Origin of the sequence: Ruegeria sp. HKCCA5463 (assembly GCF_013034175.1) — a bacterium.
GTDB lineage: Bacteria > Pseudomonadota > Alphaproteobacteria > Rhodobacterales > Rhodobacteraceae > Ruegeria.
In genome coordinates this window covers 1193554-1212605 of the sequence record NZ_WQFL01000001.1, presented here as the reverse complement: position 1 = coordinate 1212605, position 19052 = coordinate 1193554, and the positions used below count along the sequence as shown (strand labels likewise).

Genomic DNA, 19052 nt, shown 5'->3' with positions numbered 1-19052 from the left:
AAGCGGCCAATCCCAAGGTGAAAAGGTTTACGTGGAAACCAGCTTGGACGCCCCATTTGATTGGTTGGCCCGGAAATGACTGGCAAGCTGGTCCAGAACCGGGCCCCGAACGTCCGGTGCTTCCATCAGCACTTCATGTTCACCGTTCGGGATTTCGATCAATGTACCATTCGGCCAATTGGCCATGCGCGCCCGTATGGCCTTGCGATCCACGATTTGTTCGTGGCTGCCCAGAAAAGTCAGACAGGGTGTTTTTGGGGCGGGCTGTTCCATCAACCATTCGCATTCGTCCAGCGACTCGCGCAGCCAGCGGTTGGAAGGGGCACCAAGAGCCAGTTCGGGATGCGCATTCAGCTGATTTTGCATCATCCGGTACATGTCTGGGTCGCGGGTCAGCATATTCCCGTCGAATGGCTGCGACAGGACATAGCTTTCAAGCGTCGTGGTCGGGGGGGTGCGTTCGCCAAGGCCAAGCGCGGTGCCCCAATACGCTGTAACGCGGCTCAGAGGTTTCATGACCGGAGTGAAGAAAATTCCCCACATCGGGCCGGTGAACGCGCACGCGGCAAAGCACCCTTTTTCGATGACGGCACGCAACCCGATGGCACCGCCCATCGAATGCCCGACGACATACCACGGCTTGGGCAAATCCAGAGCGTTGGCAAGGTCCAGGGTTGACTGAACATCATATTGGTAATCGGTGAAATGATCGACATGGCCGATGCGTGGGTTGTCCAGCAACCGATCCGCAAGACCCTGACCGCGCCAGTCCACGGCCAGCATCGCAAAGCCGCGCTTCGCGAATTCACCGGCGGTACTGCCATATTTTTCGATATATTCGGTGCGTCCGGGGAACATCATGACGGTGCCATGTGCGCCATCATCCGGAAGCCAGTGACCCACGCGAATGCGTTTTTGGTCAGACGTCGTCAACCAATGGGCCTTTCCACCGGCAGGTCCGCCGGCCACGTCTTCAAAAAAGGGGGCCGGCGACAACTCCATCAGGCCAGCACCGAGGCAAGCTTCATGGCAACACCCATGTCGCCGTCAATGCTCAGCTTTCCGGACATGAACGCGCCGGTCGGATTCAGCTCACCGCTGAGGATCTGTTCGAATGTCTCTGCATCAGCGCTCATGGTGACACTGGCCTCTTCATCGCTGACCCGCGCACCGTTTTCGTCCAGAACGATCGAACCCAGATCGGTGATGGCGAACTTGGCCGTGTCATCAAACGCGCCGCCATCAAGTTTTTCGTTCAGTGCGGCAGCCGCCTTTTCAAGAGTCTCGCTCATGCTTTTCCTCATATTGTTAGTGCGCCGTGAATGGACATCCCCGGTCGCAACGCTACACTGCCTATTGTTATGAGCATTGCAATTCACAATCTCAAAGGTACCGTTGCGGCACTTTTTGTCCTAGTCACGTTTTCCACCAGTTGTTTCGCGCAGCAGGCGGATTCACGGGACGAGGATGAGTTGCTGCAAAAACTGGCGCAGTCGACCCCGGAACAGGCAATTGCACTGGATCGGCAGTTGCAGGCGCTGTGGTCGCAATCGGGGTCTGCGTCGGCTGATCTGCTGCTGGAGCGGGGACGCGAGGCCTTGGATGAGGGCGACGTCGACGCTGCTCTGGATCACCTGACCGCGCTGACGGATCACGCGCCTGATTTTGCCGAAGGCTGGCATCTGCGCGCATCTGCCTTTTTCGGGGTGGAGCGATTTGGTATGGCAGCCGCCGATCTGGAACATGTGCTGACGCTGAATCCAAATCACTATGAGGCTATTTACGGTCTGGGTCTGATCTTTGAAGTTATCGGGGAACCTCGGAAAGCCTACGAGGCTTATTCTCGGGCGTTGTCTATACATCCTCATCACGAAGAAGTAACCAATGCCGTGAATCGGCTGAAGCCTCAGGTTGAAGGCAAGGCGCTGTAAGGCTCGGGGCAGGGGGCGAATGTGAGCGGGTCATCCCGAATCGTGGCCGTACTTGGCCCGACCAACACTGGTAAAACCCATTACGCTATCGAACGCATGCTGGGCCATCGGACCGGCGTGATCGGTCTGCCGCTGCGCCTGCTGGCGCGCGAGGTCTATGACAAGATCGTTGCGATCCGTGGGCCGTCGGTGGTGGCGCTGGTCACGGGTGAAGAACGGATCGTACCGCCCCGCGCCCAGTATTGGGTGTGCACGGTTGAGGCGATGCCGGAAGGCATGGGCGCTGATTTTGTTGCCATCGATGAGATCCAGCTCTGTGCCGATCCGGAACGGGGTCACGTCTTCACCGACCGTCTGCTTAGGTCTCGCGGCACGAACGAGACATTGTTCCTGGGCTCGGACACAATGCGTGGCCCGATTTCGGCGCTGGTCCCCCAGGCGCAGTTCGTGCGGCGAGAGCGGATGTCACAGCTGGTTTACTCGGGCTCCAGAAAGATCAGCCGGATGCCTGCACGCAGCGCCATCGTGGGGTTCTCGGTTGAAAACGTCTATGCCATCGCCGAATTGCTGCGCCGCCAGAAAGGTGGTGCCGCGGTGGTCATGGGGGCGCTCAGCCCGCGGACCCGGAATGCACAGGTGGACCTGTATCAAAACGGCGAGGTTGATTACCTGGTTGCCACGGACGCTATCGGGATGGGGTTGAACCTGGATGTGAACCACGTTGCGTTTTCATCCCTGTCCAAATTCGATGGGCGCAGGATGCGTCCGCTTGCGCCGAACGAGCTGGCGCAGATCGCAGGCCGGGCAGGTCGCGGGATGTCGGATGGCACCTTCGGCGTAACCGGAGAGGCCCCGCCGCTGGACGAGGGCGTGGCACAGGCGATATTGGACAGCCGGTTTACGCCGATGAAAAAGCTGAACTGGCGGAACGCCGCCCTTCGGTTCGGCTCGATTGAAGCGTTGATCGACTCGCTTGAGGTCAGCCCGGATGATGAACACCTGATCAAGGCCCGCCCTGCTGATGACCTGAACGCTTTGAAATCGTTGTCGCAAGTGACCGAGGTTGTCGCCCGTGCAAGCGACGGCCCGTCCATCCGGTTGCTGTGGGATGTGTGCAGAATCCCTGATTTTCGCGGTATCAGCCATGCGGAACACGCCAGCTTGCTGGAGGTGATCTATGGCCATCTGCATGAACGGGGATCTATTCCCGACGAGTTCATGGCGCGGCAGATCAGACGGATCAATCAGACCCACGGCGATATCGACGCTTTATCTAAAAGATTGGCATATATTCGCACGTGGACATATGTTGCGCAGCGGAAAGGGTGGGTTCGTGACGAATCACATTGGCGTGACGAAACCCGCACTGTAGAAGACAGACTGTCCGACGCTCTGCATGAGCGTCTCACGCAAAGATTTGTGGATCGGCGCACATCGGTTTTGTTGCGCCGGCTCAAACAGAAGGAGGCCCTTTTGGCCGAAGTAAATGACAAGGGTGAAGTGACCGTCGAAGGCGAATTCGTCGGTCGTCTGGAAGGGTTCCGGTTCATCCCGGACAAAAGCGCGCAGGGAACCGAGGCGAAAGCTCTGAAATCGGCGTCTCTGCAAGCACTCGCGCCGCAATTCCATCTGCGCGCCGATCGCTTCTACAACGCGCCCGATACTGAAATTGATTTCACTGATCAGGGTGGCCTGATGTGGGGTGAATACGCCGTTGGCAAGCTGGTTGCCGGGGCGGAACCTCTCAAACCCATGGTCGAAGTGTTCGTTGACGAAGCCGCGGGGCCGGATGTCGAGCAGAAAGTGCAGCGCCGTTTGCAGCACTTCATTGACCGCAAGGTGGCCGCTCTGTTCGAGCCGCTGCTGAACCTGTCCCGCGATGAGGAACTCAGCGGCCTTGCCAAAGGATTTGCTTTCCGCATGGTCGAAGCGTTGGGTATCCTGCCCCGCGCCCACGTCGCACAAGAGGTCAAGGATCTTGATCAGGACGCCCGCGGGGCCTTGCGCAAGCATGGTATCCGGTTCGGCCAGTTCACCATTTTCATGCCGCTGCTGCTGAAACCGGCCCCCACACGTCTGCGTCTCGTGCTCTGGGCGCTGTCCAGCGGGTTGCAGGAATTCCCCGAAGCGCCGCCTCCGGGCCTGGTGACCGTGCCGGTCGCCAAGGATGCGCCGCAGGGCTATGACACCATGTGTGGCTACCGCGATGCGGGCGAGCGTTCGATCCGTATCGACATGCTGGAACGTTTGGCGGACATGCTGCGCGCAGAAAACAGCCGCGGCGGATTCGAAGCCAAACCCGATATGCTGTCGATCACCGGTATGACGCTGGATCAGTTCGCAGACCTTATGCAGGGGCTGGGATACAAGGCGGAACGCGGCGAGCGGCCGAAAGTCAAACCTGCACCGGTCGAACAGCCGGCGGCAGCTGAAGCGGACAAACCGACCGCCGAAGAAGCCCCGGCAAGTGAAGTCGCGGCAGAAGAGGTCGCCGCACCCGCCGAGGCGGCAGCCGAGGCTACCGACGGCACCGAGGCGGCAGCCGAGGCTGGCGCGGACAGCCTTCCCGCAGAACCAGTGTCAGACGAACCCGAAGTTGAAGTGTTCTACACCTTCACCTGGGCCCGTCAGCGACAGCCCAACCGAGGCCCGCGCCGCGAGCAGGGGCAGGGCAAAGGCAAACCGCGCGGCAAACCGAAGGATGGCCGTGGCAAACCGCACGGCAAGAAGGGCGGCAAGCCTCAGGGCGCCAAGACCTTCTCGTCGCGGCCGCCGAAAAAGGAAAAGGCGATTGATCCCGACAACCCGTTTGCAGCCGCGCTGATGGGTTTGAAGGACGGCAACTGATCCGAAATGGCCGAGGCCAAGCTGCGGATTGACAAATGGTTGTGGCAGGCGCGGTTCTTCAAGACCCGCAGCCTGGCCGCCAAACAGGTCAGCGGCGGCCATGTCAGGTTGAACGGAAACCGGGTGCAAAAACCGGCGCAGGCCGTGGCACCGGGCGACGTTCTGACCTTTCCTCAGGGCCGTATCGTCCGCGTCGTGCGCATCGAAAAAATCGGGGATCGCCGTGGTCCGGCCCCCGAAGCGCAAACGCTGTATTTCGATATGACCGAAAAACAGGACGTTAGGCCCAAAAATCCGGGGTTTGAGGGAAAAGGTCGCCCGACAAAGAAAGATCGCCGTTCACTTGATCTTTCTCGCACCGAAGATCGCTGATCATATCTTGAAGAGTAGGCCAGACTGAATTAGCTAAACGCTCAAACCGCAAACGGGAATCCGATCATGACCTATGTTGTCACCGAAAACTGTATCGCCTGCAAATATACCGACTGTGTCGAAGTATGTCCGGTGGACTGTTTCTATGAAGGTGAGAACACGTTGGTCATCCATCCCGACGAATGCATCGACTGCGGTGTTTGCGAACCGGAATGCCCGGCCGACGCGATCCGCCCCGATACTGAACCGGGCATGGATCAATGGGTCGAATTCAATCGCAAGTACTCGGAAATGTGGCCTGTGATCGTCACCAAGAAAGATCCGCTTCCCGATGCGGAAGAACGCGACGGTGAAGAAGGCAAGATGGAGAAGTATTTCTCGGAAGCACCGGGCGAGGGTGGTTGAACGATTCGCGCTCAAACCCCTGTTTGATGCGAAAAGAACGCGGCACAACCTGTTGAAAACAGGTTGAATATGAAGATTTACCGTAGGGTAAACTTTCGGGTGTCGTATTTTTGTGATATACTTGGTTCTTGTATGATGACCGAGATTGGGATGCGCTCCACAAGTATGCTCGCTTTGGAGATTTGAATTTGTGACAATATCGCCGCCTGTCGGGGCTGAAAAAGTCCCCGCATGTGGTGCTTTTGTTGTCTGTGTCCCGTCCGCAAGCAAGGAAAAAACTGAATGACAAAGTCGAAAAAGCTCGAGTTCCGCCCGAACGACTATGTTGTCTACCCCGCCCACGGCGTAGGCCAGATCATCTCGATCGAAGAACAGGAAGTCGCGGGATTCTCTCTGGAGCTGTTCGTCATCTCATTTGAGAAAGACAAGATGACTCTGCGCGTGCCGACCAACAAGGTTACCGAATCCGGACTGCGGTCGCTCAGCTCGCCCGACGTGATCAGTCAGGCGATGAAAACGCTGAAGGGAAAGGCAAAGGTCAAACGCGCCATGTGGTCGCGCCGTGCTCAGGAATACGAACAGAAAATCAACTCGGGCGATCTGATCTCGATTGCGGAAGTGGTCCGCGATCTGCATCGCACGGACGACCAGCGCGAGCAGAGCTATTCCGAGCGTCAGCTGTACGAAGCTGCCCTGGAACGTCTGACCCGCGAGGTCGCGGCGGTTTCCGGCACCGGCGAAGTATCCGCTGCCAAACAGGTGGACGAAGTTCTGACCTCTCGCGCTGCCTGACAGCGAGTTCAATATGACAACAGGCCGCTCCACCATCGGGGCGGCCTTTTTCGTGGCTTGGTGAATTCCGCAAGTACCGCTAATTTCACTGTATATGCAGCAAGCTACAGGGCGGACATGAAGCAGACAGTTAGATATCTGTATATCGGACATGACCCGATTTCGGTCTGGTTTCGGTACGCTCTGATCCTGTTCGATGTTGCGACAATCATTTTCTTTGTCGCAACGGCTCACGTCCCTCATGGTCCCGGCTTGGTCCTTGCAAGCCAGTTGATCGGGTTTTTGATTTTCTTGGACTTCTCTGCGCGGCTTTGGATTTCAAAGGATCGTTGGAAGCTGCTGCGCCAGATTTATACGCTGGCGGATATTGTCGTCATCGTCTCGCTGGTTCTGGATCCGTTCCTGACGGGCAACCTAGCTTTCCTAAGGATTCTGCGGGCCTTGCGCCTGATCCATTCATACCACCTCCTCAGGGACTTGCGACGCGACAGTACCTTTTTTCGCACTCATGAAGACGCGGTGATTGCAGCAATCAATCTGATGGTTTTTGTCTTTGCCACCTCTACGGCGGTTTTGGTGTTCTTCATTCCGGAAGACGCACAAACGCCTTACATAGACGCGCTGTATTTCACCATGGCCACCCTGACCACAACCGGGTTCGGTGACATCACGCTGAGCACCCCTTGGGGCAAGCTGTTCTCGGTGTTCATCATGGTCGTGGGTGTCGCGTTGTTTGTCCGTTTGGCGCAGGCGATATTCATGCCGCAGAAGGTACGTCACAAATGCCCAAGCTGCGGGTTGTATCGGCATGATCCGGATGCCGTGCATTGCAAGCATTGCGGTGGAACACTGCGGATCGAAACAGGCGGCGCGTCCTAAATCTGCGCGCCGATGGCAAGCAGAAACGCGATCTCGGCCAGTTGTTGCGATGCCCCAAGTATGTCCCCGGTCTGGCCACCGATCTTCTTGCGCGCTGTCAGCGCCAAGATGGCAGCAACCGAGGCGGCAGAGAAGATGGCGGTGATCGCCGCACCCCCGCACAGGAAAACGGCGATTGGAGCGGCCAGGCCCAAGGACATGCTGACCGAAATCGCGCCGGGGGTTCCCACCGAATGGCTCAGCCCCGATTTTCTGGCGTTTGGCAGGGATGCCATCAAAACCGGCATCAGGGCGCGTGAGAACATGCAGGCTGCCAGAATCGCCCAAATCGACCCGGTTGCCAAAATCGTGGCAACTGCCGAAACCCGAGCAAGCTGAGAAAAAACCAAAGCGAGAACACCATAGGTTCCGATCTGGCTGTCTTTCATGATTTCAAGTCGACGTTCAGCGGTGAACCCGCCCCAGAGGCCGTCGAACGTATCGGCCAGACCGTCCTCGTGCATCGCGCCCGTCGTCATGATCAACGTTGCAACCAATAGGGCCGCGGCAACAAAAGGGGGCAGATGAAAGACAATTGCCAACCATCCGACCAGACAGGCAATCGCTCCGACGGCCAGCCCGGCGACGGGGAAGGCCCATGCCGCCTGTGCCTGCCGCTTGAATACAGGTTCGGGCATTCGGGGCAGGGGCAGGCGGGTCAACAGTACCAGAGCCAGCGGAATGTCCCACAGGGAAAAGGGATTGGTGTCGTTTTTATGCACGCCCGTGCCTTTCGGGGTCTTGTTGGTTTCGATGCTTCGGTTAAACACACAGGACCACTCTGATGCAATGAGGCTTTCATGTTGCCTGAACTGAATGATTTGAACGCGTTCCGTGCTGCGCTTGCAGCGGCTCCGGGGCCGGATGCCACCGCGGCGCAGGGCGCGGCAGAGCGAAACGGACAACTGACGAAACCCCCGGGCGCGCTGGGCCGACTTGAAGATTTGGCAATCTGGTACGCAGGATGGCGAGGAGATGCCCGGCCACAGATCGCGGCGCCACAGGTCATCGTCTTTGCCGGAAATCACGGCGTCACTGCACAGGGGGTCTCGGCTTTTCCGTCGGAAGTGACCGTGCAAATGGTGATGAACTTCGAACATGGCGGTGCGGCGATCAACCAACTGGCCCGGGCGGCGGGTGCAACGATGAATGTTCACGCGCTGGATCTGGACAACCCGACCGCAGATTTCACCCAGGCGCCGGCCATGACGGAAGCCGAATTGCTAGACGCGCTGCGCACCGGCTGGCAGGCCGTGGATCCGCAGGCTGATCTGTTGGTCGTGGGCGAGATGGGCATTGGCAACACCACCCCGGCAGCCGCCATTGCCTGCGCGCTGTTCGGCGGTGACGCGGCCGATTGGACAGGTCGCGGGACAGGCGTCGATGATGCAGGGCTGTCCAACAAGACCCGCGTTGTGGCCGAAGGTGTAGCGTTGCACAAGTCAGAGGACGGCCTTGAAATCCTGCGCTGCCTCGGAGGTCGTGAGATCGCGGCGATGGCAGGGGCGATTGCCGCCGCGCGGATATTGCGCATTCCTGTGATCCTTGACGGTTTTATCTGTACCGCCGCCGCTGCCTGCCTGTGGAGGCTGTCGGACACCGCGCTGGATCACGCCGTGGCCGGCCACCAAAGCGCCGAGGCCGCACACGGTGCCGTATTGGCGAAGCTGGGCAAGGAACCGCTGCTGAGTCTTGGTCTTCGGCTGGGCGAAGGGTCGGGCGGGGCACTGGCGATCAATATTCTCAAAAGCGCCGTGGCCTGCCATTCCGGTATGGCAACCTTTGCCGAGGCAGGAGTGTCTGACGGTTGATTCATTGCCTGACCCGGGCACAGGCTTGGGTCAGGCGGACTTCTTGGCGTGTTTTTCGGCCAGCTCCAGCAGCGCGGTTTCCAAATCTTTTTCCAGCTGCTGTGCACGCTCGATGTATTTCTTGTTTTCGGCAGTTGGCAGACCCGGGACCCATAGTTCGGCGAGATCGCGAACAGACATCCGGTCATGGTGATAAAAGGTCTGTTCCGCCTGTGCGGCCTCGTACTCACTTAGCCCGACATTCTCCAGAACATAGCGGCCTGCGCGCAATGAGCTGTCGAAAAGTTCCCGCACGATGTCGTTGGCGCCAGCCTGATAGAGCTCGTACACATGCGTCCGGTCGCGGGCGCGGGCGATGATGTGAAGGTCAGGGCGCTGCCGTCTGGCATACCCGACAAGCCGCGTGACTTGCTTGTGGTCATCCATGGCGGCGACAAGGACCGACGCTTTTTCCAACCCCGCAGCGCGCAGCAGTTCAGGGCGTGTAGGATCGCCCAGAAACCCTTTGACGCCAAAACGGCGCATCAACTGAATGGTTTCGATATCATGGTCCAGTACAACCGTCTTGAACCCGCTGGCCCGCACCAGCCGGTTTACAATCTGCCCGAACCGACCAATCCCGGCGATGATGACGGGGCCTTTTTCGTCAATTTCGTCCGGCACAGGTTCTTTGGAAGTGTCGCCGATCTTTCGCGACAGAAGATCGTAGATGATAAACAGAAGCGGTGTGATCAGCATCGTCAAAGCGATGATCATCAGCAGTTTTTGGGACAGGTCGGGGGGGATGACATTCTGTTGCGTGGAAAATGCCAGCAGAACAAAGCCAAACTCACCCGCTTGCGCCAAGCCCAAGGTAAACAGCCAGTGATCGCGCCCACGCAACTTGAAGGCCTTGCCCACAAGATACAGTATGATCCCTTTTGCAAGGATCAAAAGAAGCGCCAGACCGATCAGGTCAAGGGGATCATCAAAGAAATAGGCAACATCGATCCCGGCACCGACCGTGATGAAGAAAAGCCCAAGCAAAAGTCCTTTGAATGGCTCAAGGTCGCTTTCCATTTCATGTCTGAACTCGGAACTAGCCAGAACAACGCCCGCCAGGAAGGCGCCCAGGGCAGGGGAAAGCCCGACGAGGGTCATCAGGAAGGAAATCCCGACCACGATCATAAGCGCCAGGGCGGTATACATCTCGCGCAGGCGGGTCGCGTGGATGAAGCGAAACAGCGGGCGGGTCAGGTAGACACCGGCCAGGATGACAAACACCACTGCCCCGATCGTAACCAGCGTGACGGCCCAACCCGGCAGACCTTCGACCAGAGAAAGGCTGTGATGGTCCGCGCCGTGAAGGTCTCCGGCCCCGCGGTCAATCGAACCATCCGATTCGATATGAGGCATGGCCGGCAAGGCCAGAAGTGGAAGCAAGGCCAAGATCGGAATGACCGCTATGTCCTGCGTCAGCAGCACCGAAAACGTAGCTCGACCGCCATTTGTTCGCATCAGGCCCTTTTCCGAAAGAGTCTGAAGAACGATTGCCGTGGATGACAGCGACAAGGTCAGCCCTACGGCCAGGGCGACCGACCAGGGGTGGTTGGCGTACATTGCCACGGCAGCGATCGCAGCCGTCGACAACGCAACCTGCAACCCGCCCAACCCCAGCAACTTGTCGCGCATATCCCACAGGGCGCGCGGCTCCAGTTCCAGACCGATCAGGAACAGCATCATCACCACACCGAATTCGGCAACGTGCTGAAGGTTTTCCGTTTCCGCGCCGACAAGCCCAAGAACAGGTCCAATGATGATCCCGGCGGCCAGGTATCCCAGCACCGACCCCAGCCCCAGCCGTGCAGACAGGGGAACGGCGATGACCGCCGCTGCCAGATAGATCGAAGCCTGATATAGGAATACGTCCATAGGTGTCCTCTCGGGCCCGTTCAGGTGGGCAGGGGGGCGTCGCGTTTCAGTTGGTCCATTACGATCTGGCTATGGACCCTTGCAACGGCAGGATGCGGCAGGATGACCGAATGTAGCAAGCTGTTGAGCGCGGAAAGATCGTCACAATAGATGTGCAGCAGGTAATCTGCCTCTCCGGTCATCGTCCATGCGCTGGTAATTTCGGGGCGGGTGTCGACCATGCGGGCGAAGCTTGCAGATTGTTCAGGGCCATGAGTCCCCAGATGGACCTGAACAAAGCCTTGCACTTGCAGACCCAGTTTCAACGGGTCCAGCCGGGCGGCATACCCGGTTATGTACCCTTCGGCCTCAAGCCGCTGGCGGCGGCGCCCTGCCTGACTGGGCGACAGGTTCAGCATTTCGCCCAGTTGGTGCGCGGTCAGGTGTGCGTCCTTTTGCAGGGCGGAAAGCAATCGCTTGTCGGTCGCGTCCAGCATGTGCGGAAAAATCCTGCCTTTATTAACTTTTATGCGCGTTTTGCGCGCCTATCGGCAGTTTACACGAAAACAATGCGCAGAAACAGCGTCACAAAAGTCATATTTTTGAATCAGCAAAGAAATTCCTGTTTTCGAAGGAGACGCGCCATGGGTCCTTTCCCACACAACGCCCCGAAATCTGTCATCAGCGAAGAAAACCCTGCCGGTACCGATGGGTTTGAATTCGTCGAGTTTGCCCATCCTGAGCCGCAGGAGCTACGTGATCTGTTCGCGAAGATGGGGTTTGATCTGGTGGCCCGCCACAAAGAAAAACCCGCCGTCGAGCTGTGGCAGCAAGGGGATGTCACCTATATCCTGAACGCGGATCCCGACAGCTTTGCCGCGAGGTTCGTGGACGAGCACGGCCCTTGCGCGCCATCCATGGGGTGGCGCGTTGTTGATGCGCAAAAGGCCTATGACCATGCTGTGTCGAAAGGTGCAGAACCTTACGACGGCGCTGACAAAACCATGAATGTGCCTGCGATCAAGGGCATCGGCGGATCATTGATCTATTTCATCGATCAATATTACGACACATCGCCCTACAATCAGGAATTCGAGTGGATCAAGGAATCCAAACCACGGGGTGTGGGCTTCTTCTATCTCGATCACCTGACGCACAACGTCTACAAGGGCAACATGGACAAGTGGTTCAAGTTCTACGGCGACCTGTTCAACTTCCGTGAAATTCGTTTCTTTGACATTCAGGGCAAGTTCACCGGGTTGTACAGCCGGGCGCTGACGTCTCCTTGTGGTCGTATCCGCATCCCGATCAACGAAGACCGCGGTGAGACGGGGCAAATCGTGTCTTACCTGAAGAAATACAAAGGTGAAGGCATCCAGCATATTGCTGTCGGCAGTGACGATATTTACGCCTCGACCGATGCAATTGCGGAAAACGGTCTGAAATTCATGCCGGGCCCGAACCAGGCATATTACGAGATGTCCAAGACCCGCGTGGCCGGCCACGAGGAGCCGTTGGACCGGATGATGAAACACGGCATCCTGATCGATGGTGAAGGCGTCGTTGACGGTGGTGAGACCCGGATTCTGCTACAGATTTTCTCGAAAACCGTCATCGGACCGATCTTCTTCGAGTTCATTCAGCGCAAGGGCGACGACGGTTTCGGCGAGGGAAATTTCCAGGCGCTATTCGAATCCATCGAACGCGAACAGATCGAAAGCGGCGAGATTTCCGCAGCCTGATTGCAACGCACTGACACGCCGGGGGCAGTTCATCTGCCTTCGGCGCTTTCATGTGACGGTTGGTGCGTCAGAAGATCGATTGCCGGTTTTCAGCTGCGCGGCATCGCCAGGGTCACGTTGCGGCCCTTTTTCTGATATCGAAGCTCACTGTCGCTGATCGCGATGACTTTCCCGCCATCAAGGCGGTCTCCGACTTTCAGCTTTTTGTAACGCCCGCTGGGAAGCCGCACCAATGCGCGTCTGTTGGCTGGCGTTCCGTAGACCCCGATCAGGTTCAGCCTGCGCAGATTGATTGCGTTGTCGATCGTGGCTTGTCGTGCGACCGAGGCAGTCGAAGGAATTTTGGGTGCGACGGTTTTTGGTTGGAACGATCCTGCTTCATCGGATTTCTGATCTAATGCTGCTGTGGACCCAAGATTCGAACTGTTTGAAACAGGTGATTTGGCAGGGACCAATCCGGCAGGGCGGGATTTGGGGCGCGGTACTCTTACGACAGCCAAGGCCGTTGGTGCATCATCGACCTGTGGCTTGGTCTGAAGGCTTTCCGGGCGCGCTTTCGGTCGCTTGGATGCCAATTCCTCCAATGACCGGCCACCCAGTTGACCGCGCTCGAAATTCTCGACCAGATCAGCAGGGCGTGGCTTGGGCCGAATGCCCGCCAATCTGTCGTCGACCTCGTCGACCACCGGTTCTTCTTCGAAACGAACCGGAGTTTCAGGCGGAACCTTGGATGGGCTCCCCAGATAAACAACGATCCCTTCCGGATTCACGGTGCCTTCCGGTGTTGGCACGACCAGGCCGTTCTCATCCAGATCAAACCGAGTGCCCGCAATGTTGGGGGATACGTCGGGTTCAAAAGGAGCGTCGGTGTCAAAACTGGGGTCGGGCGGTAGGGCAACCGCATCCTCGAACAGATCGGCGTTGTCGAGTGATGCCAGATACAATTCCTGCGGTTCAACAGTTTCGGGTATTTCCGGTGCCGCTGGCGCTGTCGTGCTTATGCCCGTAACGGCCTCGACACCTCTTTGCGTCTCGGGGTCCAGAGCGACGGATTCCACCGCGGTAGGGGCTACTTTGAGGGCCTCCAGAATGGCTGCATCTGTGGCAGTCAGATCCGGCTGCGTACCGGTTTCGGTTTCTGAGGGCTCGTTCGCAGGCTCTTCGGCGTCATCGGTCGCAAGGTCCGGAACGGTTTGTTGCGGGGCTTCCAGCGCAGCCGTGTCCAGCTCTGGTTCAGTCAGGGGCTCTGCGGCGGGTTCAGTGGCGGGAACCGCAACCTGAGCCGGGCGCTGTTCCGCCTGATCCTGTTCAGGGTCGGACCCCGATGCCAGCCATACGCCAACAAGCCCACCAACGAGAAGCACAGCGGCAAAGACCGGAATGGCAGACCGGTTTACCCTTGAAGATGCATCCAGGCTGTTCGCTGTTTCCCGGGGTACTCGGAAAGCCTCGGGCGCGGCGGTGCCGGCAATCGGATGGGTGGGCAGGCCGGAATCATCAGCCTGTTCAACTGCGTCCATTTCCACCGGAGATGGCTGGTTTTCCGGGTGTGACAGATCGGAAGCGTCCGAGGTTTCGCGAAACAACGCCTCGCGCGGGAACGCGCCCTCTTCATCTTCGGCAGTGAACGCCACCACCACAAAACCATGTTCCGAGGCAAAGGTCCGTGCTTCGGCCAGAGTTTCAACCGCCACGGCGGCAACATAGGTCGTGTCACCTTCGGTCTGGCTGTCATAACTCAGTTCCGACAGGGCGTAAGGCGTGGCCTCGGTCAGAGCACTTTCGATACGTTCCGTCCGGCCTTCCGGCGGCAGCCCATCGGTCGAAAGCTTTAGAAACCGAACCTGATCCTCTGGCAGCACGAGCTTGCAGCTCAGATCATTTTCCAGCGCAAATGCCTTTTCCCGCAACGCCTGTATCTGTGCGGACAAGTCCGGAACATCCAGCGGAATCGTACCGACGACAAACCAGTCGTCATCGGAACGGTGGTGCAGTGTTATTCCGGTCGCAGAAAAAGACAGCGCAAAGGCGGGTTTCATATTCCGGAGGAACCATAATTATCAATGTCAATGCAAACGACTTTGCGTTTGCAGACCGACATTAAAGCAGGAACCCGCCGAGGGAAAGAAAAAGGCGGTATCCCCTCTTGTATCGCAAGGACCCGTCAACCCATCTAAAAGCAGAGTAATTTGGAGTGATAACCTTGAAGACATTCGCTTTTCTGGCCGCGATGATGGCGGCAACGGCTGCCGGGGCCGCTCATGCGGAAGAACGTCGCATCAACGTTGATGCAACCGGAACAGTGCAGATTGCGCCTGATATGGCGACGATAACCTTGGGCGTGACCAACGAAAACGCCGAAGCCTCGGCTGCGATGCAGGCGACGTCGGATGCCGTTTCCAAAGTCCTGGCGCGTCTGACCGAGATGGGTATCGAAGATCGTGACGTCCAGACACGGGATCTGTCATTGTCCCCCGTCTGGTCGGGTCGTCATGGACAGAATGGGGAGACACCGGAAATCACCGGCTTTACTGCGTCCAATCGCGTGTTTGTGCGTGTGCGCGACCTGACCCAACTGGGGAAGATCATGGACGCGGTCATTCAGGACGGCGCCAATGATTTCGGGGGCTTGAGCTTTGGCGTGCAGGATCCCAACCCGATCGAGGCGCAGGCGCGTGCCAAGGCCGTTGGCGAAGCCACGGCCAAAGCACAGCAGTTGGCAGAGGCAGCGGGCGTGACGCTCGGTCCGGTTCAGTCGATCTCGGAACAAACGGCTGGCATTCGTCCGATGGCAGAAATGCGCGCGCTGAGCATGGCGGATGCGGGTGGTGTTCCCGTCGCGGGAGGCGAGGTCTCGGTGTCCGTCAGTGTCTCGATGGAATTCGAGATTTCAGACTAAGATCACGCTTTCGCGCGGGCCATCAGCGGTTTGCGCTGCTGGCCCGTGCCGTCAAAATTGTCGGGCGACAGCCAGGCTTCGAATGCATCGCGAATGCGCGGCCATTCGGTGTCGATGATCGCGTACCACGCCGTATCCCGATTGCGGCCCTTGTAATGGGTCGCCTGCCGGAACACCCCTTCGAAAGTAAATCCCAGCCGTTCAGCGGCATTGCGTGACGGTGCATTCAGTGCGTCGCATTTCCACTCGTACCGGCGATAGCCAAGCTCGTCGAAAATTCGCTTCATCATGAGGTACATGGCCTCGGTCGATTGCGGCTTGCGTTGCAGCAGCGGCGAAAAGTGGATGTGGCCGACTTCGATGGCACCCGCTGCGGGTTCGATCCGAAGATAAGAAGCCATGCCCACCGGCACTTCGTCCGCATCCAATACGGTATGAAACATCGGGTCCGCATCCATGCAGTTGGCGCGGGCCCAGTCTTCAAATTCCGGTTCGCTGTCAAACGGGCCATAGGGCAGGTATGTCCAGTTACGGCCATCCCTGTCATTTGCAAACGCCCGAAAAAGCCCGGGCGCATGGCGATTCACATCCAGTGGCACGACAGAACAGTACCGGCCTTCCATCGGTGTATAAGGCGGCGTGGGGCGCGGAAAGTCACCCGACACCGGCAAACCGATGGGCTGGCCCAGTGCGTTTGTGGCGTGCCCGGCCATTGTCAGGCGCTGGCCTTGGCGAGGGCCTGATCAAGGTCCGCGATCAAGTCGTTCAAGTCTTCGATGCCGATAGACACTCGCACGACACCGGGGCCCGCGCCCGCGGCTTCCTGTTGTTCCGGCGTCAGTTGTCGGTGGGTGGTCGAAGCCGAGTGGATGATCAACGAGCGGGCATCGCCCAAATTGGCCACGTGGCTGAAGATTTCCAGCGCGTTGACCAGTTTGATACAGGCGTCATAGCCGCCCTTCACCGCAAAGGTGAACAATGCACCAGCGCCACGTGGATACTGCGATTTGACCCGGTCCTTGTAAGGTGATGACGGCAATCCCGCATAGGTGACGTATTCCACGCGGTCATCCGCTTCCAGCCACGCTGCGATTTTCTGGGCGTTTTCGACGTGACGCTCCATCCGCAGCGACAGTGTTTCGATCCCCATCAGCGTGTAATGGGCTGCCTGCGGGTTCATGGTCATGCCCAGATCACGCAGACCGATGGCGATACCGTGGAAGGTGAAGGCCAGCGGGCCAAAGGTCTCGTGGAACTTCAGGCCGTGATAGGCAGGCTCGGGTTCGCTCAGTGACGGGAATTTGTCATTCGCGGACCAGTCGAACTTGCCAGAATCCACGATGCACCCGCCTGTGACGGTGCCGTTGCCGGTCAGGTATTTGGTGGTGGAATGCACAACCAGCGTCGCGCCGTGCTCGATCGGGCGGCACAGGTAGGGCGTGGCCGAGGTGTTGTCGACAATAAGCGGGATGCCCGCCGCATCAGCAACATCCGCCAACGCACGGATATCAGACACATAACCGCCCGGATTGGCGATGGATTCGCAGAACACGGCGCGGGTGTTTTCGTCGATGGCATCCTTCACGGCGCCCAGATCATCGGTGTCCACGAACTTGGCGGACCAGCCAAAGCGTTTGATCGTCTGGCTGAACTGCGTGACCGTACCGCCATACAAACGGGTCGAGGCGACCACGTTGCAGCCGGGGCCCATCAGCGGAAACAGCGCCATGATCTGTGCCGCATGCCCGGACGAGCAGCACACCGCCCCGACGCCGCCTTCAAGCGTCGCCACGCGTTCCTGTAGAACGGCGACGGTTGGGTTGGTCAGGCGGGAATAGATAAAGCCCACCTCTTGCAGGTTGAACAGGGCCGCTGCGTGGTCCGCATCCCGGAACACATAGGCCGTGGTCTGATAAATCGGTGTCTGGCGTGCTCCGGTCGCCGGGTCGGGGCGGGCACCCGCATGAATTTGCAATGTGTCGAAACCGTAGGTCGGGCCGTCAGACATCGTGAAAATCTCCTGTTGGTATCTGTCTTGCGGAATCTGTAGGCCATTGCCCGCCTGCGCACAACGATCCTGTCAGCGCAGCCAGAGGCCTTTGCTTTTGATCGCGTTGCGCAGCGCCTGTTCCCGCCGCGGCAGATTGTCCTGATCAAAGAGCGCACGGATTTTTTCGCCTTTGCCCTGAAGAACCAGCTTTTTCAGCGGATCATACTGTTTGAGCACTTTTTTGACCTTGTTGGGGGCCACGACGGTTTCCAGCACATCGATCACGTGATCGCTTTCGCGGGCATAAAGCAAAGGGAACAGGCGATAGTGGCAGCTGACGGACCCATCCAGAAGCCCGTCCGGCAAAGCATCTCGCCCACCGCCGAAAGAATGAATGACCAGCGGCAGGGCTGCCTGATCCAGCCATGGGTCAAGGTTCTGGCCCGTCAGTTCGGGAATGTTTTCATCCCGGATCGTTCTTGCGTAGTCCAGGTAACGTTCACCGAACATCCTGGGGCATTTGTAAAAGAAGTAACCTGCGTTGAAGTAAAGGTAGCGCCGCCAGTAACCATCGGGTTGGTCCGGATCCACCGAGCTTTCGAAATCCAATCCGAAGCGCGCATAAAGCTCCCGCCAGATACCGTCAAAGCCGGGGCCGTACAGCGTCGGCTTTGGCCATGTGCCCTCGACCTTCAGTGAGGCTCCGGGGCGGTCGAAATCGAACGGAACGCTTGTGATGTCGCCGGTGATCAGCGTGTCCGTATCGAAGAACACAAAGGGTTCACCTTCCGGCAGAGCCAACAAAGCCTCGATCTTGTTGCCATAAGGGTAGCTTTCGCCAAAAACATGCGAGTCGAAGGGCAGGATTTCGGCATCCAACTGTTTCAGGGCTTTCAAAACGTCTTCGTCTTGGATGCTGGGGTTGTGGGTCCAGCGCGGGCCCGGGTTGGGTGTGGCGACAAACAGCCTGCCTTTGAACCCGGGCGAACAATGGCGAAGCGAGGCCGCGAACAACAGGGCCTCATATTGCAGGCGGTTGTTTTGCCCGACAACCGCGATGTTGAATTTCCGAGAACTTGCCTGCATCTATGCTCATTCCTGAAAGCTGCCGGAACCGGCACCCTTTGATCCGGGTTACAGCAAGCGGGGTGGGGCGTCAAAAGCCGAAAGTTTGATTTCTTGTTATCTATGGTATTCCTCTCATCGCGCCGAGGAGGCGGTGAGCAAGGTCATTTTGCAGGTTTTCCGAGGTTGGCCCGGTTCCTGTCGAAAGGTGAAATCGGCGGTGAGCCATGCTCACAGAACCTTGTTTGCCAATCCCCGCACATCCCTTTCTTGGCCAAATCCTGCCTTTGGACCCAATGTTTCAACGCTTTTCATGCTTAATCCGCGGGCGAAGTGCCCAAAAACACAGTTGTTTTTGCAAGGCTTTTCATTTTTTGACCATTTGGCAAA

18 protein-coding genes are annotated in these 19052 nt (G+C 58.2%); 9 read left to right on the top strand and 9 right to left on the bottom strand.

The annotated features are described in order from the left end of the window. Nucleotides 1–27 precede the first annotated feature (27 nt). Nucleotides 28–1002: an alpha/beta fold hydrolase gene (locus tag GOW09_RS06005; RefSeq protein WP_171116436.1), complete on the bottom strand. Its 975-nt coding sequence runs from the start codon at nt 1000–1002 to the stop codon at nt 28–30. Then, entirely contained in the window at nt 1002–1292 is a 291-nt protein-coding gene (locus GOW09_RS06000; protein WP_152457676.1) for an SCP2 sterol-binding domain-containing protein, read from the bottom strand. Before GOW09_RS06000 ends, GOW09_RS06005 begins: the two co-directional genes overlap by 1 nt. A gap of 30 nt (nt 1293–1322) precedes the next feature. On the opposite strand from GOW09_RS06000, the gene GOW09_RS05995 reads away from it, so the two are divergent. From GOW09_RS05995 to GOW09_RS05970, 6 genes are all read left to right on the top strand, one after another. Next, nucleotides 1323–1931, top strand: coding sequence for a tetratricopeptide repeat protein (locus GOW09_RS05995; protein WP_171116434.1), 609 nt, complete (start codon nt 1323–1325; stop codon nt 1929–1931). A 21-nt stretch (nt 1932–1952) separates the two neighbouring features. Then, nucleotides 1953–4778 (top strand): helicase-related protein, encoded by a 2826-nt coding sequence (locus GOW09_RS05990; protein ID WP_171116432.1) that lies wholly within the window; start codon nt 1953–1955, stop codon nt 4776–4778. A gap of 6 nt (nt 4779–4784) precedes the next feature. After that, nucleotides 4785–5150, top strand: coding sequence for an RNA-binding S4 domain-containing protein (locus GOW09_RS05985; protein WP_171116430.1), 366 nt, complete (start codon nt 4785–4787; stop codon nt 5148–5150). 66 nt (nt 5151–5216) lie between these two features. After that, a complete protein-coding gene (fdxA, locus tag GOW09_RS05980; RefSeq protein ID WP_152457680.1) occupies nt 5217–5555 on the top strand; it encodes a ferredoxin FdxA in 339 nt (112 codons plus the stop codon). Between the two features lie 282 nt (nt 5556–5837). Then, entirely contained in the window at nt 5838–6347 is a 510-nt protein-coding gene (locus tag GOW09_RS05975; RefSeq protein WP_171116428.1) for a CarD family transcriptional regulator, read from the top strand. A 117-nt stretch (nt 6348–6464) separates the two neighbouring features. Next, nucleotides 6465–7226: an ion channel gene (locus GOW09_RS05970; protein WP_171116426.1), complete on the top strand. Its 762-nt coding sequence runs from the start codon at nt 6465–6467 to the stop codon at nt 7224–7226. Here GOW09_RS05970 and cobS read toward each other — a convergent pair. Further along, the gene (cobS, locus tag GOW09_RS05965) at nt 7223–7987 is read right to left on the bottom strand and encodes an adenosylcobinamide-GDP ribazoletransferase (RefSeq protein WP_171116579.1); all 765 of its coding nucleotides are present in this window, start codon (nt 7985–7987) and stop codon (nt 7223–7225) included. The genes GOW09_RS05970 and cobS overlap by 4 nt on opposite strands. A 78-nt stretch (nt 7988–8065) precedes the next feature. On the opposite strand from cobS, the gene cobT reads away from it, so the two are divergent. Further along, the gene (gene cobT / locus GOW09_RS05960; RefSeq protein ID WP_171116424.1) at nt 8066–9076 is read left to right on the top strand and encodes a nicotinate-nucleotide--dimethylbenzimidazole phosphoribosyltransferase; all 1011 of its coding nucleotides are present in this window, start codon (nt 8066–8068) and stop codon (nt 9074–9076) included. Nucleotides 9077–9106: 30 nt separating this feature from the next. On the opposite strand, the gene GOW09_RS05955 is transcribed toward cobT, so the two are convergent. Both GOW09_RS05955 and GOW09_RS05950 read right to left on the bottom strand, forming a co-directional pair. Next, nucleotides 9107–10987, bottom strand: coding sequence for a monovalent cation:proton antiporter-2 (CPA2) family protein (locus tag GOW09_RS05955; protein WP_171116422.1), 1881 nt, complete (start codon nt 10985–10987; stop codon nt 9107–9109). A 20-nt stretch (nt 10988–11007) separates the two neighbouring features. Further along, entirely contained in the window at nt 11008–11463 is a 456-nt protein-coding gene (locus GOW09_RS05950; protein WP_152457686.1) for an Lrp/AsnC family transcriptional regulator, read from the bottom strand. Nucleotides 11464–11610: 147 nt separating this feature from the next. On the opposite strand from GOW09_RS05950, the gene hppD reads away from it, so the two are divergent. Further along, on the top strand, nt 11611–12708 hold the full coding sequence (gene hppD / locus GOW09_RS05945; RefSeq protein ID WP_171116420.1) for a 4-hydroxyphenylpyruvate dioxygenase: 1098 nt from the start codon (nt 11611–11613) through the stop codon (nt 12706–12708). 89 nt (nt 12709–12797) lie between these two features. Here hppD and GOW09_RS05940 read toward each other — a convergent pair whose 3' ends face one another. Beyond that, a complete protein-coding gene (locus GOW09_RS05940) occupies nt 12798–14747 on the bottom strand; it encodes a hypothetical protein (protein WP_171116418.1) in 1950 nt (649 codons plus the stop codon). 155 nt (nt 14748–14902) lie between these two features. On the opposite strand from GOW09_RS05940, the gene GOW09_RS05935 reads away from it, so the two are divergent. Next, a complete protein-coding gene (locus GOW09_RS05935) occupies nt 14903–15607 on the top strand; it encodes an SIMPL domain-containing protein (protein WP_371807861.1) in 705 nt (234 codons plus the stop codon). Nucleotides 15608–15609: 2 nt separating this feature from the next. Here the strand turns inward: GOW09_RS05935 and GOW09_RS05930 are convergent, their stop codons facing one another. The 3 genes from GOW09_RS05930 to GOW09_RS05920 all read right to left on the bottom strand — a co-directional run bounded on the left by GOW09_RS05930 (nt 15610) and on the right by GOW09_RS05920 (nt 18683). Then, nucleotides 15610–16320, bottom strand: coding sequence for a GNAT family N-acetyltransferase (locus tag GOW09_RS05930; RefSeq protein ID WP_171116414.1), 711 nt, complete (start codon nt 16318–16320; stop codon nt 15610–15612). A gap of 2 nt (nt 16321–16322) precedes the next feature. Continuing rightward, a complete protein-coding gene (locus tag GOW09_RS05925; RefSeq protein WP_171116412.1) occupies nt 16323–17615 on the bottom strand; it encodes an O-acetylhomoserine aminocarboxypropyltransferase/cysteine synthase family protein in 1293 nt (430 codons plus the stop codon). Nucleotides 17616–17687: 72 nt separating this feature from the next. After that, nucleotides 17688–18683: a hypothetical protein gene (locus GOW09_RS05920; protein WP_171116410.1), complete on the bottom strand. Its 996-nt coding sequence runs from the start codon at nt 18681–18683 to the stop codon at nt 17688–17690. Nucleotides 18684–19052: the final 369 nt, after the last annotated feature.

Bases quoted from the DNA above. Each gene is read 5' to 3' on its own strand.
- GOW09_RS05970 (WP_171116426.1), top strand. From the start codon at position 6,465: ATGAAGCAGACAGTTAGATATCTGTATATCGGACATGACCCGATTTCG.
- GOW09_RS05930 (WP_171116414.1), bottom strand. From the start codon at position 16,320: ATGGCCGGGCACGCCACAAACGCACTGGGCCAGCCCATCGGTTTGCCG.
- GOW09_RS05940 (WP_171116418.1), bottom strand. From the start codon at position 14,747: ATGAAACCCGCCTTTGCGCTGTCTTTTTCTGCGACCGGAATAACACTG.
- fdxA (WP_152457680.1), top strand. From the start codon at position 5,217: ATGACCTATGTTGTCACCGAAAACTGTATCGCCTGCAAATATACCGAC.
- GOW09_RS05955 (WP_171116422.1), bottom strand. From the start codon at position 10,987: ATGGACGTATTCCTATATCAGGCTTCGATCTATCTGGCAGCGGCGGTC.
- GOW09_RS05995 (WP_171116434.1), top strand. From the start codon at position 1,323: ATGGACATCCCCGGTCGCAACGCTACACTGCCTATTGTTATGAGCATT.
- GOW09_RS05985 (WP_171116430.1), top strand. From the start codon at position 4,785: ATGGCCGAGGCCAAGCTGCGGATTGACAAATGGTTGTGGCAGGCGCGG.
- GOW09_RS05975 (WP_171116428.1), top strand. From the start codon at position 5,838: ATGACAAAGTCGAAAAAGCTCGAGTTCCGCCCGAACGACTATGTTGTC.
- GOW09_RS06000 (WP_152457676.1), bottom strand. From the start codon at position 1,292: ATGAGCGAGACTCTTGAAAAGGCGGCTGCCGCACTGAACGAAAAACTT.
- GOW09_RS05925 (WP_171116412.1), bottom strand. From the start codon at position 17,615: ATGTCTGACGGCCCGACCTACGGTTTCGACACATTGCAAATTCATGCG.
- GOW09_RS05950 (WP_152457686.1), bottom strand. From the start codon at position 11,463: ATGCTGGACGCGACCGACAAGCGATTGCTTTCCGCCCTGCAAAAGGAC.
- GOW09_RS06005 (WP_171116436.1), bottom strand. From the start codon at position 1,002: ATGGAGTTGTCGCCGGCCCCCTTTTTTGAAGACGTGGCCGGCGGACCT.
- GOW09_RS05920 (WP_171116410.1), bottom strand. From the start codon at position 18,683: ATGCAGGCAAGTTCTCGGAAATTCAACATCGCGGTTGTCGGGCAAAAC.
- cobT (WP_171116424.1), top strand. From the start codon at position 8,066: ATGTTGCCTGAACTGAATGATTTGAACGCGTTCCGTGCTGCGCTTGCA.
- hppD (WP_171116420.1), top strand. From the start codon at position 11,611: ATGGGTCCTTTCCCACACAACGCCCCGAAATCTGTCATCAGCGAAGAA.